This is a genomic window from Pseudomonas sp. RW10S2, from assembly GCF_014268985.1.
In the GTDB taxonomy this organism is placed as follows: Bacteria; Pseudomonadota; Gammaproteobacteria; order Pseudomonadales; family Pseudomonadaceae; genus Aquipseudomonas; species Aquipseudomonas wayambapalatensis.
In genome coordinates, this window is sequence record NZ_JABWRO010000133.1 from 1 (window position 1) to 14,519 (window position 14,519).

Sequence of the window (14,519 nt, forward strand, 5' to 3'; positions counted from 1 at the left end):
CGGGCTTGCCCGCGAAAAGGACACCGCGGTGTCGGGCACCGGCTTGCCCCGCGAAAGGCCTAGGTGCTTTCGGCCAATGCCAACAGCCGCTGCGCCCGCAACAGCACCGGCGCATCGACCATCTGCCCATCGAGCTGGAACGCCCCGGCGCCCTTGGCCGCTACACTGGCGTCCACCACCCGCCGTGCCCAGGCCAGCTCTTCGCTGCTCGGCGCCAGCACGCCATGAATCAACGGCACCTGGCTGGGATGGATGCACAGCGCCCCGCCATAGCCCATGTCGTAGGCATGGCGCATGGCCCGCTGCTGCCCTTGCGGGTCGCCGATGGCCGGGAACACCCCGTCCAGCGGGGGCGCCAGGTCGGCGCCGCGCGAATGCAGTTGCACCGCCATGCGCGCCTGGTCGAGAAAGCGCTGGGCCGAGGCGCTGTCAGTGTTGAGGTTCAGGTCCAGCGCCAGGTCCAGGCTACCGAACGACAAACGCTCGACCCCCTCGGCACCGGCAATGCGCTCCAGTGCCAGCAAGCCCTTGGCCGTCTCGATGATCGGCAGCACTGGCTTGCCGGTGCGCCAGGCCACCGCCACCTGGGCGGCATTTTCGACCTTGGGCAGCAGCACGGCGCTGACGCCGGGCTGCTGCGCGCAGAACGCCAGGTCATCGGCATGCCCGGCATGCTCCGGGGCGTTGACCCTGACCCACACCCGCGCCTGCGGATGGGCTGCCAGAAAGGCGGCGAGGTTGTCGCGCGCCTGGCGCTTGAGCGGCTCCTCGACGGCATCCTCGAAATCGACGATGACAGCATCGGCACCGGCAGCAAGGGCCTTGGCGAAACGCTCGGGGCGGCTGCCCGGCACGAACAGCGCGGAACGGACGATGGTTTGCGGCATCAGCAATCACTCCTTGTCATCAAACGACACCAGCAGCCGCCAGCCGGGCCTGGTCTTCGACCGAGAAACCCAGCTCCTCGAGAATCGCTGCGCTGTGCTGGCCCAGCCCCGGCACCGGGTCCATGCGCGGGGTAAAGGCGGCGTTGCGCCCCGGCGGCAGCAGCGACGGCAGCTTGCCAGCCGGGCTGTCGATCTCGCGCCAGCAGTCGCGGGCCTTGAGCTGCGGGTGCTGCCAGACGCCCTGCATGTCGTTGACCCGGGCGTTGGCGATCTGCGCGTCCTCAAGACGCGCCACCACCTCGTCCAGCGACAGCGCGGCAAAGCCGTCGATGATGATCTGGCGCAGCACCTCGCGGTTCTCCGAGCGACGGAAGTTCGCGGAGAACCGCGCATCGCTGGCCAGCGCCGGGTCGAGCAGCACCTTCTCGCAAAACAGCTGCCATTCCCGCTCGTTCTGCAGCCCCAGCATGATCGTGCCGCCACCGCCGGTGGGGAACGGCCCGTACGGGTAGATGGTCGAGTGCGACGCGCCCGCCCGCGGTGGTGGCGGCGCACCGTTGTAGGCGTAGTACATCGGGTAGCCCATCCATTCCACCAGGCTCTCCAGCATCGACACGTCGATGCGGCTGCCGACGCCGGTCTTGTCACGCAGCAGCAGCGCCGACAGCACGCCGGTATAGGCATACATACCGGCAGCGATATCGGCGACCGAGCATCCGGCCTTTGCCATCTGTTCCTCGCCCGGCCCGCCGGTCACCGAGAGAAAACCGCCCTCGCTCTGGATCAGCAGGTCGTAGGCCTTTTTCTTCTCGTACGGGCCACCTTCGCCGTAGCCGGAGATATCGCAGACGATCAGCCGCGGAAAGCGCGAGTGCAGGGCCTCGAACGACAACCCCATGCGCGCCGCCGCACCTGGTGCGAGGTTCTGCACCAGCACGTCGGCCTTGGCCAGCAGCGCCAGCAGGATGTCGTCCGCCTCGTCCTGCTTGAGGTCCAGGGTCAGGCTCTGCTTGGAGCGGTTGGTCCAGACAAAGTGCGAGGCCAGGCCATCGACACGCTGGTCGTAGCCGCGGGCGAAATCGCCGCTGCCGGGGCGCTCGATCTTGATCACACGCGCGCCCAGGTCCGCCAGTTGGCGGGTGCAGAACGGCGCGGCGATGGCATGTTCCAGGCTGACGACGGTGATGCCGTCCAGCGGGCGGGGAGCGGATTGGGTCATGGCAAATTCCTGTTCGGTGTTCAATGCAGGTCCGCCAGCGACTGCGCGTCGCGCAGTTGCCAGACGCGCTCGATCAGCGCTCGGCCCTCGGCCTCGCTGCGCTGCCCGGCATAGGCCAGCAGGCGCTGGAACTTGGCCTCCAGCTCTGGGCGCGACAGGGTGTTGCCCGGATCGCCCTTGGGTTCGTCGATGGCTGCGCTGAACTGCCGGCCATCGACGCAGCGCACCTCGACCCGCCCCAGCCAGCGCGCCGGATAGGCACCGTCCACCTCAGGGTCCAGCTGCATGCGCACCTTGTCGCGGAACGTGGCGATGCGCGGATCGGTCAGTGCCAGGTCGCGGAACTCCAGCAACTGCGCACTGCCATGCACGGCGATCAGGCCCAGTACCGTGCCCATGGAGAACTTGGCCTGGTGCACGGTGGTCGGTGTGGTCACCCGCCCCAACACATCGATGGCGCCCTGGTGCACGCGGGTGATCACTTCGGCGATCTGCTCATGGCCCAGCTCCTCGCGCTGCATCAGGTGCAGCAGTGCATCAGCCGCCGGGTGGGTGTGACGACACGAGGCGTGGAACTTGAACGAGGTTTCCGCCAGCGCCCAGCGTGTGCCGAGCCGGTCGGAGAGCCGCGCGGGGTCGGCATCGCTGGACATGCCTGCGGCCATGCCCTGGTCGCCTTCGAGGATGTTGCGCGCCCCACTCAGGCCATCGGCGGTGAGGTAGGCGCCGAGCAGGCCATCGGCGGCGGCCTTGGCGGTGTGCAGCTGCTTGGAGTCGACAGCGTCGCGCAGAAACTCCCACAGCCCCGCAGCCTGGGTGCCGGCGCTGCCGAGCAGATTGATGAACTGCTCCTGATTGAAGTCCAGCAGCTTGCCCACGCCCACGGCGGCAGCCAGGGTGCCGACCGTGGCGGTGGTGTGGAAGATCCGATAGTGCGAACGGCCGAGGAATTCGCCGATGCGGATGCCGGCCTCGTAGCCTGCCACCGAGGCCAGCAGCAGGTCCTGGCCGGACTTGCCCAGGTCTTGCGCGGCCGCCAGCACGGCGGAGAACACCACGGTGGCCGGGTGCAGCACGGAGCTGTTGTGCAGGTCGTCCTGCTCGACCAGGTGCGAGGCGGCGCCGTTGACCAGGGCGGCGAAATAGGCGGAGGTACCCCGGCCGTTGCTCAGCACGCGCGCACGGCCCGAGGCGGGCCCCATGCGTTCGGCGTAACGCTCGAACAGCGGGATCGGGTGCGATCCCTGGCTGGCCAGGGCCGAGCCGAGCCAGTCGAGAAACAGGTCTTCGGTGCGGTCCAGCACGGCGCCGGGGATGGCCTCGTAGCGCAGGTCGGCCAGGAAGCTGGCCAGGGCTTGGGTATCACGCATGGTCGGCTCCTCAGAAGCTGCGCGGCAGCTCGAGCAGGTGCTCGGCCACGTACGACAGGATCAGGTTGGTGGAGATCGGCGCCACCTGGTACAGGCGGGTCTCGCGGAACTTGCGCTCGACGTCGTATTCGTTGGCGAAACCAAAGCCGCCATGGGTCTGCAGGCAGGCATTGGCCGCCTCCCACGAGGCCTTGGCCGCCAGGTACTTGGCCATGTTCGCCGCCGCCCCGGCGTTGGCGCCGCTGTCGTATTCGGCGCAGGCACGCCAGCGCATCAGGTCGGCGGCCTCGATCTCGATATGGGCTTCGGCGATGGGGAACTGCACGCCCTGGTTCTGTCCGATCGGGCGGCCGAACACCACGCGGTCGCGGGCGTACTGGCTGGCCTTCTCGACGAACCAGCGGCCATCGCCGATGCATTCGGCGGCAATCAGCGTGCGCTCGGCGTTCAGGCCGTCGAGGATGTAGCGGAACCCTTTGCCCTCCTCGCCAATCAGGCTGCTGGCCGGGATTTCCAGGTTGTCGAAGAACAGCTCGTTGGTCTCGTGGTTGACCATGTTGGCGATCGGCTGCACGGTCAGGCCGTTGCCGATCGCTTCACGCAGGTCGACCAGGAAGATCGACATGCCTTCGGATTTCTTCTTCACCTCCGGCAGCGGCGTGGTGCGTGCCAGCAGGATCATCAGGTCCGAATGCTGCACACGCGAGATCCATACTTTCTGCCCGTTGATCACGTACTTGTCGCCCTGGCGCACGGCGGTGGTCTTGATCTTGGTGGTGTCGGTGCCGGTGGTCGGCTCGGTCACGCCCATCGACTGCAGGCGCAGCTCGCCACTGGCAAGCTTGGGCAGGTAGAAGCGCTTCTGCTCGTCGCTGCCGTTTCGCAGCAGGGTGAACATGTTGTACATCTGCCCGTGGATGGTGCCGGAGTTGCCGCCACAGCGGTTGACCTCCTCGAGAATCACCGACGCCTCGGCCAGGCCCAGGCCCGATCCACCGTACTCTTCGGGGATCATCGCCGACAGCCAGCCGGCATCGGTCATGGCCTTGACGAAGGCTTCCGGAAAACCTTTTTCTTCATCGATCCTGCGCCAGTATTCGGCGGGGAATTCGGCGCACAGGGCGCGCACGCCCTCGCGGATGGCATTGAGGTCATCGCTGTCGTAGCTATGCATGTGTGGATTCTCTGCGAAGGCTTAAGGAAGTCAGTCGAAGATCACTTCGGCGCTCTGGGCTGTGCCGTCGGCATTGCCGGCCCACAGGCGTGCCTTGCCAGGTGCCTCGATGCAGCCACTGACCTGGAACGCTGCTGGCAGGGTCAGCGGCCGCACACCGCGGTAGGCGAAGTGGCGCACAGGCTTGTCGGGGTGGGCCCGCACGAAGGCGCGCAGGTTGAGGGTGGCGATCATCGGGCCATGCACCACCAGGCCGGGGTAGCCCTCGGTCTCGGTGACGTAGGGGTGGTCGTAGTGGATGCGGTGGCCGTTGAAGGTGATGGCCGAGTAGCGGAACAGCAGCGTCGGCGTCGGGGTGATGGTTTCATTCCACTCGCCCGCCTCGCTCGGCGTGCCGCTGCCGCGCTTGGGCGGGTTGGGCTCGCGGTAGACGATGTCCTGTTCCTCGCGGATGCACAGGCGGCCGTCCTGGGAGTAATCGTGGCGCACGGTGACGAACAGCAGTGCGCCGGTGCGCCCGTGCTTTTCCTCGATGTGCAGGATGGTCGACAGGCGGTGGGCCTCACCGCCAACTTTCAACGGCGCGATGAACTCGACCCGCCCGCCCGCCCACATGCGGTTGCGGTTGTCGGCCGGTGGCAGGAAGCCGCCACGGGCAGGGTGACCGTCCGTGCCCAGTTGCGACTCCGGCAGCGGCTCCTGGAAGAAGCACCAGGTCCACAGGTGCGGCAGCGCGTCACCATGGCCTGGCGCGGCCTCGCCGAAGGTCGCGGCGATGCGCTTGACCAGGTTGCGGCTGAGCACATCCCAGGCCTCTTCGGTGCGGCCGATCCAGGCGCTGAAGTCGGTGGGCGAAGTCGAAGCAGTCATGAGCATGGGCCTCTGCATTTGTTGTTATGGGCCGATCATGCGAGGCGCCCGGCATTCTGTGAATTTGCATTTGCGTAAACCAGCGTTCATAAATGCCGAACGCCTCTGCTACGACAGGACTCCCCATGCACTTCGACCTGGCTGACTTGCGGCTCTTCATCCACATCGGCGAATCGCCGAGCCTCACCCAAGGTGCGCGCCGTGCGTTTCTCTCCCCCGCCGCAGCCAGCGCGCGGATCAAGGCCCTCGAGGCGCAGCTCGATACCCGCCTGCTGTACCGCGACAGCCGTGGCGTGGAGCTGACGCCCGCGGGTCAGAAACTGCTGACCCATGCGCGCCTGATCATGCGTCAGGTGGAGTACCTCAAGGCCGAGTTCACCCAGTTTGGCACCGACTCGGCCGGGCACATCCGCATCTTCGCCAACACCACTGCGGTGACCGAGTTCCTGCCCGAAGTGCTGGCCGGGTTTCTCGCCCAGCGGCCGGGGGTGACGGTCGATCTGCAGGAGCGACTGTCACGCGATATCGTGCGCGGGGTGCTCGATGGCAGCAGCGACATGGGCATCATCGCCGGGCCCGTGGAGGCGGCGGGTCTACAGGTGATGCGCTTCAGTACCGACCGGCTGGCGCTGATCGTGCCGGCCGGTCACGAGCTGGCGGGCCGCCGCCAGGTGACGCTCAAGCAGACCCTGGCCTACCAGCACATCGGCCTGCATGACGGCAGCACTTTGCTGACGTTCCTGCGCGACCACGTCGAGCGTATTGGCCAGAGCCTGGCGCTGCGGATCCAGATGTCCAGCTTCGAGGCGATCTGCCGGATGGTCGAGGCGGGTGTGGGGATCGGGATCATTCCCGAGTCTGCGGCGGTGCGCCACAGCCACACCATGAACCTGGTCACCATCGCCCTGGACGAGCCCTGGGCGGTGCGTGAACGCAGCATCCTGGTACGCGAGCTGGATGCGTTGCCGGGGACGGTACGGGCGTTGATCGCGACCTTGATGCCGGCTGAGGCGCCTACACAGCCTGTGTAGGAGCGGGCTTGCCCGCGAAAAAGACACCGCGCTGCCTGGCACGGGCTACGCCCGTGTTCGCGGGACACATCGCAGCGGCGAACCGCCGCTTCCAACAAGGCCCATCAGGATCACACACCCAACTGCCCCAGCGTGCGCCGCGCCTGGGCTGCTTCCATGCAGACATACAGCCGGTCGGTCAGCGCCTGCAGATCGACGCGCCGCCCGTCCACCACCGGCGTGCACACCCACAACTTCACCCGCAAGCCACCGGCCACTGGCCACGCATCCGGCGCCACCAGTGACTTGAAGCAGGCAGGCGCAAGCTGCGGCGCACGGCTGATGGCTGCCAGCGAAAACACCAGCGTCATGCTCAGGTGACTCTGGTCGATTTCGAACCCATCGAAACAGTACAAGGGCGTCGGCGCGTGCGAGTTGGCGAACAGCACACAGTCGTCAGTCACACTCAGCACACACTTGCCATGTCTTCGGCGCAGCCCCTCGGCGAGCGCCAGCCCAGCCACGCCGGCAACCAGCAGCAGCACGCCAGGCCCCCACAGCAACCATTGCCCGGATTGCATCTGCCACTGCGCAGGCAAACTGGCCAGCCAGCCTCCGACCAACACCAGCGAAAACGCCAGCAACGCACAGGCCAGCGCCTTGCCACGCGAGGATTCGTGCAGCGCCAAAGGCTTGCAGGACTCCTCCGCGTGAGCCCCGAGCCAGGCCAGCAAGGTTTCCCGGTCGGTGTCAGCCATCAGCCTGCAGGGCATCCAGTTGCTGCTGTGCACAAGCGGCGTCGCGGTAGGCACCCAGCAGTGCGGCGATTTCGTCGCAGCCCAGCTTGCGCCCACCGGTCATCAGCCCTGCAGAGTGGATGCGTACATGCGGCTCGGGCTTTTTCAGCGACATGGCCTGGTTGCCGAATACCTGCAGCCTGGCGACGTGATGCCTGGGCAGATGGGCGTTAGAGTCGAGCGTGAGTTTCTGCAAGGTCAGCAAGCCTTCGTCCTTGACCAGAATGTCTTGCACCTCGGCCATTTCGATCGGCGCATCGAGCGTATCGACAAACAGCTGGCGGCGAGTCAGGCGCATGAACACATGCTTGCCCGCGTCCCGGTGCTGCCAGGTGACGAGCAGGGAGAACACGACCAGGAAGCCGGCGCATACCGTCAGCCCGGTTCGCCCCATGTTGACGGCCATCGCCAGCATGCCCAGCGATACCAGCAACATGATCGGCCCCCACAGCTTGTAGCGTCGGGAGTTGGTGAATTCGGTCTGTTCCGGAACTCGCTCGATCATCAGGCGCAGTTCGGCGATCACGCGGTCGCGCTGGGCGGCGCGGGACTGACCGTATTCGTCGGGAGAAATGGATGGATCGGGATGTTGTGGCGTGGTCATGGCTTACTCGGTACCGGCATTGAGGTAATCGGTCAGGAACGCCTGGGCGTTGCCTTGTTCGGACAGGGCCTGCGAGTAGCCGATCTTCAGCGCCTGGGCTTCGCCGGGCAGATACAGTTCGCTGGCGCTCCAGCTGTTCGAGCCCTGGATCACCAGTGCAGCGAACTTTTGCCCGTCGACCGTGGTGTAGTAGCGGGTCAGCTTGTCGGTCTTCTCGACGTTCATCTTCTGGATGCGCATGTTCCAGTCGTGATCGACACCCTCGACCTGCACCAGCGCCTCGTTGGCGCTGCGATCGCCGATGCGCAGGGTCCAGACCTTCACGCCCTGCTCGCCGGCATAGGCCACGACCTTGTCGGCCACCGATGGTCGCTCTTGGGCCTGAGCCATGGCGCCCACGAGCGCCAATGCTGCGACCATGCCGGCCGCCCATCTGCGATGAATCGACATCCTGCTTGCTCCTCGAAATCCTGGGGGGCCTTGTATTGAAAGGGGCGTGGGCCAGCCTGCCAACCGGCCTGGCCGCTGCGCACAACAAACAGGCCGTTGCGCACAATGGCTGACGCCCGAAGCGTGTTCGCGTTAACATTCCGCCACCCGCCACGACACCCTATGGACAGGCTTGGCCGATGGAACGCTGGACCCCTTACCTGGACATGCAGTTCAGCTTCGACCGCCCAGGCTCGCTGGCCCAGGCGGGCGTCCTCGACAGCGCCGCCAGCCAGGTCATGGGCAGTGCGATCGGTCACTATCGCGCCCACACCGTGCGCGCACACCTGCAGTACTTCGACTGCGACCTGCAGTTTCCCGAGCCGCTGCGCATCCACAAGGTTTTGCCCGACAGCCTGTGCCTGGTGCACATGCTCAGCGGCCAATGGCAGCACCGGGTCGACGGCCGACTCAACCACTACCTCAGCGGCAAGACTCACGCGCTGGGCCTGAGCGAGCACATGGAAGCCTTCGACCAGCTACCCGCCGACAGCCACGCGCGCATGGCCGGGCTGCGCGTCGGTGCCGACTACCTGCGCGAACTGGCCGAGCAAGACCCACACCTGCAACCCCTGCTCGGGCTGCTCGCCGACGGCATGCGCTTTACCGATTTCGAGCGCTGCCCGGCGCTGGGTCGCCTGCTGCTGCAGCTCTATCACTCGCCCTACCACGGCACGCTCAAGCGCCTGCACCAGGAGAGCCTGAGCCTGGGGTTGCTGGTGGAACTGGCCGCGCACCTCGGTGGCAGCCCACAGGCACCTACGCCGACGGTACGGGGTCAACGGGACCTGGCCCACGAAGCACGGCGCCTGCTCGACCTGGACCTGGTCGATCCGCCCGGCAGCCTGGCCCTGGCCCGGCAACTCGGGGTGGGCGAAACCACCCTGCGCCGCGCCTTCGCCAAGGTGTTCGGCCAGTCGATGCTGCAGTACCTGCGCCAGCAGCGCATGGAGCTGGCCCGCACGCTGCTGCTGCAACGCAAATGGCAGGTCGCGCAGATCGCCTATCGCCTGGGCTACGCCAACCCGGCCAATTTCAGCAACGCCTACAAGGCCTACCACGGGCATCCGCCAGGTATGGAGTGATCGCCCTGCGCTGTGAAAGCTGTGAGCTGTTGTGAATCGTTGTGAAGCCTCACCGTACTAGCCAATTGCCCATGCTACCGTCCGGAGCCGTCATCAAGACGACCCCTTCCTTTCCGTTTCGGGAGCAGCGCCAATGTCTACCATCACCCCCGCTGGTGGCGGGTCCAACACGCCAAAAGCCTCGAGCTCGGCCTTCGACAACCGCCTGGACACCGCCAAGTCGAGCCAGGTGATCGCCGACTACATGCGCCAGACCGGCAAGTCGGCCATCACCAAGGACGAACTCGACAAGCTGGCCGACAACAAGTCCGGCAATGTACCGGCCAATGTGTCGGATGCGGCGAAATACATGCAGCGCCATCCGGATGTGTTCACCGCCATCGAAACCCATGACGTACCCGGCGCCGACAACCTGTCCGGGGTGTGGAACTTCGACTGGGCGGCCAAGGGCGGCCTGGCCGGCACCCCGACCGACGCCATCGCCAAGATGCAGGAAACCTTCGACCTGGCGATCGAGAAGTCGGCAAAGATCACTGAAGTGACGACAGGCAAGAAAGCCGAGCTGGATGCGACCAAGCAGCGGCCGAGCAACTGATTCAAGGCGGTATGCGGGTTCTCCCCTGCTGCCGCTCAGTACCTTGTGGGGACAACGGTGTTGTTCAAACTCTAAAGGCCAGCCCGCCCCCACAGGGATTGGGCTGGCTCCCAGGGATGCCCCCATCGCCTATCAGTGCTTGATCATCACATGCCGAATGGCCGTGTAATCCTCCAGCCCATACATCGACATGTCCTTGCCATACCCGGACAGCTTCACCCCGCCATGGGGCATCTCGCTGACCAGCATGAAATGGGTGTTCACCCAGGTGCAGCCATACTGCAAGCGCGCCGCCAGCCGGTGCGCGCGGCCAACGTCCTGGGTCCACACCGACGACGCCAGCCCGTAGTCCGAGTCGTTGGCCCACTCCAGCGCCTGGGCCTCGTCAGTGAACTCGGTCACCGACACCACCGGCCCGAAGATCTCGCGCCGCACCACTTCATCGTCCTGCTGCGCGCCCGCCAATACCGTCGGCTCGAAGAAGAACCCCGCCCGGTCGGCACGCTTGCCGCCCGTGGTGACCTGGATATGCGGCACCTGCCGCGCCCGCTCGACGAAACCACTGACGCGCTCCAGGTGCTGTTGGGTGATCAACGGCCCCAGTTCGGTCTCGGGATCGTCCTGCTCGCCAAGACGAATGCTCGCCACCGCAGCCGTGAGCTTGTCGACGAACACCTGGTACACACCCTTCTGCACATACAGCCGGCAGGCTGCCGTGCAGTCCTGCCCGGCGTTGTAGAAGCCGAACGCGCGGATACCTTCGACCGCGGCATCGATGTCGGCATCGTCGAAGATGATCACCGGTGCCTTGCCGCCCAGCTCCATGTGCATGCGCTTCACGGTGTCGGCGGTGCCGGCGATGATGCGGCTGCCAGTGGCCACGGAGCCTGTCAGCGAGACCATGCGCACCTTGGGATGGGTAGTCAGCGGCTCGCCCACGCTCGGGCCTCGGCCGAACACCAGGTTGACCACGCCCGCCGGGAAGATGCCCGCGATCAGCTCGCCCAGGCGCAGGGCCGTCAGCGGCGTCTGCTCGGACGGCTTGAGCACCACGGTATTGCCCGCCGCCAGGGCCGGGCCGAGCTTCCAGGCGGCCATCATCAGCGGGTAGTTCCAGGGCGCGATCGAAGCCACCACACCCACCGGGTCGCGGCGGATCATCGAGGTGTGCCCCGGCAGGTACTCACCCGCCGCCGAGCCTTGCAGCACACGGCTGGCGCCGGCGAAGAAGCGGAACACATCAGCCACTGCCGGCAACTCGTCGTTCAGCGCAGCCTGGTAGGGTTTGCCACAGTTGTTCGACTCCAGCCGCGCCAGTTCCTCGGCGTGCGCATCGATGGCATCGGCCAGCTTGAGCAACAGCAGCGAGCGATCCTTTGGGGCGGTCTGGGACCAGCCTTCGAACGCCGCATCGGCTGCACGCACGGCGGTGTCGACCTGGGCCGGCGTGGCTTCGGCAATCTCCACCAGGGTGGTGCCGAGCGCCGGGTTGAGCACGGCGAGCGACTCGCCTTCACCGGCGACCAATTGGCCGTTGATCAGCAGTTTGGTTTGCATGAAGCGCTCCTTTTCTCAGGTTCTTGTTCGCGTGTTCACTTGCCGCTGCCGGCAACGCCTTCGCCACCTTTGGTCAGGTAGTAGGCGCCCAGGATCGGCAGCATGGTCACCAGCATCACCAGCATCGCCACCACATTGGTCACCGGTACGTCGCGCGGGCGACCGAGCTGGTTGAGCAGCCAGATCGGCAAGGTGCGTTCGTGACCGGCGGTGAAGGTGGTGACGATGATTTCGTCGAACGACAAGGCAAACGCCAGCATGCCGCCGGCCAGCAGCGCCGAGCCGAGGTTGGGCAGGATCACGTAGCGGAAGGTCTGCCAGCCGTCGGCGCCCAGGTCCATCGAGGCTTCGATCAGGCTATGCGAAGTGCGCCTGAAGCGGGCGATGACGTTGTTGTAGACGATCACCACGCAGAAGGTCGCGTGCCCGACGACGATGGTCATGAAGCCAGGCTCGATGCCCAGGGTCTTGAACGCCGACAGCAACGCGATGCCGGTGATGATGCCGGGCAAGGCGATCGGCAGGATCAGCATCAGCGAGATGCTTTCCTTGCCGAAGAAATCACGCCGGTACAACGCAGCCGCCGCCAGCGTGCCCAGCACCATGGCGATCAGCGTGGCGAGGGCGGCGATCTTCACCGACAGGGTCACGGCATCGAGCACGTCCTGACGGGCGAAGGCCACGCTGAACCAGTGCAGGGTGAAGCCCTGCGGCGGAAAGCTGAACGCAGCGTCTTCGGTGTTGAAGGCGTACAGGAAGATGATCAGGATCGGGAAGTGCAGGAACACCAGCCCTCCCCAGGCCGCAAGCTTCAGGCCCCAGGACGCTTTTTCAGAGTGCATCGAAGGCCCCCAGGCGTTTGACGATGGACAGGTAGACGGCGATCAGCACGATCGGCACCAGGGTGAAGGCCGCAGCCATGGGCATGTTGCCGATGGCACCCTGCTGGGCGTAGACCATGCCGCCGATGAAGTAGCCAGGCGGCCCGACCAGCGACGGCACGATGAAGTCGCCCAGCGTGAGGCTGAAGGTGAAGATCGAGCCCGCGGCGATGCCGGGCACCGACAGCGGCAGGATCACCTGCATGAAGGTCTGGCGCGGCTGCGCCCCCAGGTCGGCCGAGGCTTGCAGCAACGACGGCGGCAGGCGCTCCAGCGACGCCTGGATCGGCAGGATCATGAACGGCAGCCAGATGTAGACGAACACCAGGAAGCGCCCCAGGTTCGAAGTCGACAAGGTGTTGCCGCCCACCCCGGGCACGCTCAGCAGCAGGTTCAGCAACGGTTCCAGGCCCAGGTGCTGGACGAACCACATGGCCACCCCGCCCTTGGCCAGTAGCAGGGTCCAGGCGTAGGCCTTGACGATGTAGCTGGCCCACATCGGCAGCATCACCGCGATGTAGAAGAACGCCTTGGTCTTGCCGCTGGTGTAGCGCGCCATGTAGTAGGCGATGGGGAACGCCAGCGCAGCACTGGCGATGGACACCGCCACGGCCATCAGCACGGTGCGCTGGATGATGTCGAAGTTGGCCGGGGTGAACAGCGCGGCGAAGTTGGCCCAGGTCAGGCTCGGCGTCACCGTCATGGTGAAATCGTCGAAGGTGTAGAAGCCCTGCCACAACAGGGTCAGCAACGAGCCCAGGTAGATCGCGCCGAACCACAGCAGCGGCGGCACCAGCAGCAGCGACAGGTACAGCGTCGGCTTGCGGTAGAGCAGGTTGGACAGCCCGCGCAGGGCGCCGTGACGGGCTTCCGGCGCCGTGGCATCGAGGGTCAGGCTCATCTCACACGCCCTCGCTCAGCGCCACCATGGCCTCGCGCGCCCAGCGGGCGGTGACGCGCTGGCCCGGCTGGTGGCTGGCCGGGCCGTCGCCCCACTGGCTGTTGGCCTGGCTCAGGCTCAGGTGCTGGCCGTTGTCCAGGCGGATCTCGTAGCGGGTTGCGGCGCCCTGGTACTGGATATCGTGCAGCAGGCCGCTGACCTCCACTTCGCTGGCTCCCCGCTCGCCCAAGGCGAAGCGGATGTGTTCGGGACGAATGGAGAACGGCCGGGCATCACCGACCAGTTGGCTGGCGAGCTCGCCGCGCAGCACGTTGGAGGTGCCGACGAACTCGGCGACGAAGGCGGTGGCCGGCTTCATGTACAGGTTGCGCGGGGTATCGACCTGCTCGATGCGCCCTTTGTTGAATACCGCGACACGGTCGGACATCGACAGCGCTTCGCTCTGGTCGTGGGTGACGAAGATGAAGGTGATGCCCAGTTGCCGTTGCAGGCGCTTGAGTTCGCCCTGCATCTGCTCGCGCAGCTTGAGGTCGAGCGCGCCCAGCGGCTCGTCGAGCAGCAGCACGCGCGGGCGATTGACCAGCGCGCGGGCCAGGGCCACGCGCTGGCGCTGGCCACCGGAAAGCTGCACCGGCTTGCGCGAGCCATAGCCGCCGAGGGCGACCATCTCCAGCGCCTGCTCGGCGCGCTGTAAACGCTCGGTGCGGGCCACGCCCTTGACCTTCAGGCCATAGGCGACGTTGTCCAGCACGTTCATGTGCGGGAACAGCGCGTAGTCCTGGAACACCGTGTTGACGTCACGCTGATAGGGCGGCAGGCCAGCGGCTTCGAGGCCATGGATGCGGATGGAGCCGGCGCTGGGCTGCTCGAAACCTGCGATCAGGCGCAGGCAGGTGGTCTTGCCCGAGCCCGAGGGGCCGAGCATGGAAAAGAATTCGCCGTCCTGGATGTCGATCGACACCTGGTCGACGGCCTTCACCTCGCCGAACTGACGGGAGACCTGGGTGAACTGGACGGCTGGGGGCATGGTGGAGGCTCCGGGGTGAAGGGTGGTTTTGTGGTGTCGCTGCCGGTCTCATC

General features: G+C 66.1%; 15 protein-coding genes. 3 read left to right on the top strand and 12 right to left on the bottom strand.

Annotated features, from left to right (window positions below; all coding sequences use genetic code 11):
* Nucleotides 1-59: 59 nt before the first annotated feature.
* The 5 genes from HU729_RS22175 to HU729_RS22195 are packed head-to-tail and all read right to left on the bottom strand — an operon-like array spanning nt 60 to nt 5,520.
* Complete coding sequence (locus tag HU729_RS22175; RefSeq protein ID WP_186711570.1) at nt 60-887, bottom strand: CoA ester lyase; 828 nt, start codon at nt 885-887, stop codon at nt 60-62.
* A 19-nt stretch (nt 888-906) separates the two neighbouring features.
* Nucleotides 907-2,106, bottom strand: coding sequence for a CaiB/BaiF CoA-transferase family protein (locus HU729_RS22180; RefSeq protein ID WP_186711571.1), 1,200 nt, complete (start codon nt 2,104-2,106; stop codon nt 907-909).
* A 20-nt stretch (nt 2,107-2,126) separates the two neighbouring features.
* Nucleotides 2,127-3,476: an MmgE/PrpD family protein gene (locus HU729_RS22185; RefSeq protein WP_186711572.1), complete on the bottom strand. Its 1,350-nt coding sequence runs from the start codon at nt 3,474-3,476 to the stop codon at nt 2,127-2,129.
* Nucleotides 3,477-3,486: 10 nt separating this feature from the next.
* Entirely contained in the window at nt 3,487-4,650 is a 1,164-nt protein-coding gene (locus HU729_RS22190) for an acyl-CoA dehydrogenase family protein (RefSeq protein ID WP_054895253.1), read from the bottom strand.
* Between the two features lie 30 nt (nt 4,651-4,680).
* Complete coding sequence (locus tag HU729_RS22195) at nt 4,681-5,520, bottom strand: MaoC family dehydratase N-terminal domain-containing protein (protein WP_186711573.1); 840 nt, start codon at nt 5,518-5,520, stop codon at nt 4,681-4,683.
* A 125-nt stretch (nt 5,521-5,645) separates the two neighbouring features.
* Between HU729_RS22195 and HU729_RS22200 the strand changes: the two genes are divergently transcribed.
* Nucleotides 5,646-6,551: a LysR family transcriptional regulator gene (locus HU729_RS22200; protein ID WP_186711574.1), complete on the top strand. Its 906-nt coding sequence runs from the start codon at nt 5,646-5,648 to the stop codon at nt 6,549-6,551.
* Nucleotides 6,552-6,661: 110 nt separating this feature from the next.
* On the opposite strand, the gene HU729_RS22205 is transcribed toward HU729_RS22200, so the two are convergent.
* The 3 genes from HU729_RS22205 to HU729_RS22215 are packed head-to-tail and all read right to left on the bottom strand — an operon-like array spanning nt 6,662 to nt 8,381.
* Nucleotides 6,662-7,288, bottom strand: a complete 627-nt coding sequence (locus tag HU729_RS22205) for a hypothetical protein (protein WP_186711575.1) — start codon at nt 7,286-7,288, stop codon at nt 6,662-6,664.
* The gene (locus HU729_RS22210; protein WP_186711576.1) at nt 7,281-7,931 is read right to left on the bottom strand and encodes a hypothetical protein; all 651 of its coding nucleotides are present in this window, start codon (nt 7,929-7,931) and stop codon (nt 7,281-7,283) included. Before HU729_RS22210 ends, HU729_RS22205 begins: the two co-directional genes overlap by 8 nt.
* A 3-nt stretch (nt 7,932-7,934) precedes the next feature.
* Complete coding sequence (locus tag HU729_RS22215; RefSeq protein WP_186711577.1) at nt 7,935-8,381, bottom strand: hypothetical protein; 447 nt, start codon at nt 8,379-8,381, stop codon at nt 7,935-7,937.
* 179 nt (nt 8,382-8,560) lie between these two features.
* Here HU729_RS22215 and HU729_RS22220 point away from each other — a divergent pair, with 179 nt between their 5' ends.
* Entirely contained in the window at nt 8,561-9,505 is a 945-nt protein-coding gene (locus HU729_RS22220; protein ID WP_186711578.1) for an AraC family transcriptional regulator, read from the top strand.
* 133 nt (nt 9,506-9,638) lie between these two features.
* A complete protein-coding gene (locus HU729_RS22225) occupies nt 9,639-10,100 on the top strand; it encodes a hypothetical protein (protein ID WP_186670368.1) in 462 nt (153 codons plus the stop codon).
* A 132-nt stretch (nt 10,101-10,232) separates the two neighbouring features.
* On the opposite strand, the gene HU729_RS22230 is transcribed toward HU729_RS22225, so the two are convergent.
* Genes HU729_RS22230 through HU729_RS22245 form a run of 4 tightly spaced genes read right to left on the bottom strand, consistent with a single transcriptional unit; the run spans nt 10,233 to nt 14,466 of the window.
* Nucleotides 10,233-11,657: a gamma-aminobutyraldehyde dehydrogenase gene (locus tag HU729_RS22230; RefSeq protein WP_186711579.1), complete on the bottom strand. Its 1,425-nt coding sequence runs from the start codon at nt 11,655-11,657 to the stop codon at nt 10,233-10,235.
* Nucleotides 11,658-11,692: 35 nt separating this feature from the next.
* A complete protein-coding gene (locus tag HU729_RS22235; protein WP_186711580.1) occupies nt 11,693-12,499 on the bottom strand; it encodes an ABC transporter permease in 807 nt (268 codons plus the stop codon).
* Entirely contained in the window at nt 12,489-13,439 is a 951-nt protein-coding gene (locus tag HU729_RS22240; protein WP_186670363.1) for an ABC transporter permease, read from the bottom strand. The genes HU729_RS22235 and HU729_RS22240 overlap by 11 nt, the downstream gene beginning before the upstream one ends.
* 1 nt (nt 13,440) lies before the next feature.
* Entirely contained in the window at nt 13,441-14,466 is a 1,026-nt protein-coding gene (locus tag HU729_RS22245; protein ID WP_186711581.1) for an ABC transporter ATP-binding protein, read from the bottom strand.
* Nucleotides 14,467-14,519 lie beyond the last annotated feature (53 nt).

What these genes read in the sequence shown, in the direction of transcription:
- HU729_RS22175 (WP_186711570.1), bottom strand. Translation starts at nt 887, where the DNA reads ATGCCGCAAACCATCGTCCGTTCCGCGCTGTTCGTGCCGGGCAGCCGC.
- HU729_RS22180 (WP_186711571.1), bottom strand. Translation starts at nt 2,106, where the DNA reads ATGACCCAATCCGCTCCCCGCCCGCTGGACGGCATCACCGTCGTCAGC.
- HU729_RS22185 (WP_186711572.1), bottom strand. Translation starts at nt 3,476, where the DNA reads ATGCGTGATACCCAAGCCCTGGCCAGCTTCCTGGCCGACCTGCGCTAC.
- HU729_RS22190 (WP_054895253.1), bottom strand. Translation starts at nt 4,650, where the DNA reads ATGCATAGCTACGACAGCGATGACCTCAATGCCATCCGCGAGGGCGTG.
- HU729_RS22195 (WP_186711573.1), bottom strand. Translation starts at nt 5,520, where the DNA reads ATGACTGCTTCGACTTCGCCCACCGACTTCAGCGCCTGGATCGGCCGC.
- HU729_RS22200 (WP_186711574.1), top strand. Translation starts at nt 5,646, where the DNA reads ATGCACTTCGACCTGGCTGACTTGCGGCTCTTCATCCACATCGGCGAA.
- HU729_RS22205 (WP_186711575.1), bottom strand. Translation starts at nt 7,288, where the DNA reads ATGGCTGACACCGACCGGGAAACCTTGCTGGCCTGGCTCGGGGCTCAC.
- HU729_RS22210 (WP_186711576.1), bottom strand. Translation starts at nt 7,931, where the DNA reads ATGACCACGCCACAACATCCCGATCCATCCATTTCTCCCGACGAATAC.
- HU729_RS22215 (WP_186711577.1), bottom strand. Translation starts at nt 8,381, where the DNA reads ATGTCGATTCATCGCAGATGGGCGGCCGGCATGGTCGCAGCATTGGCG.
- HU729_RS22220 (WP_186711578.1), top strand. Translation starts at nt 8,561, where the DNA reads ATGGAACGCTGGACCCCTTACCTGGACATGCAGTTCAGCTTCGACCGC.
- HU729_RS22225 (WP_186670368.1), top strand. Translation starts at nt 9,639, where the DNA reads ATGTCTACCATCACCCCCGCTGGTGGCGGGTCCAACACGCCAAAAGCC.
- HU729_RS22230 (WP_186711579.1), bottom strand. Translation starts at nt 11,657, where the DNA reads ATGCAAACCAAACTGCTGATCAACGGCCAATTGGTCGCCGGTGAAGGC.
- HU729_RS22235 (WP_186711580.1), bottom strand. Translation starts at nt 12,499, where the DNA reads ATGCACTCTGAAAAAGCGTCCTGGGGCCTGAAGCTTGCGGCCTGGGGA.
- HU729_RS22240 (WP_186670363.1), bottom strand. Translation starts at nt 13,439, where the DNA reads ATGAGCCTGACCCTCGATGCCACGGCGCCGGAAGCCCGTCACGGCGCC.
- HU729_RS22245 (WP_186711581.1), bottom strand. Translation starts at nt 14,466, where the DNA reads ATGCCCCCAGCCGTCCAGTTCACCCAGGTCTCCCGTCAGTTCGGCGAG.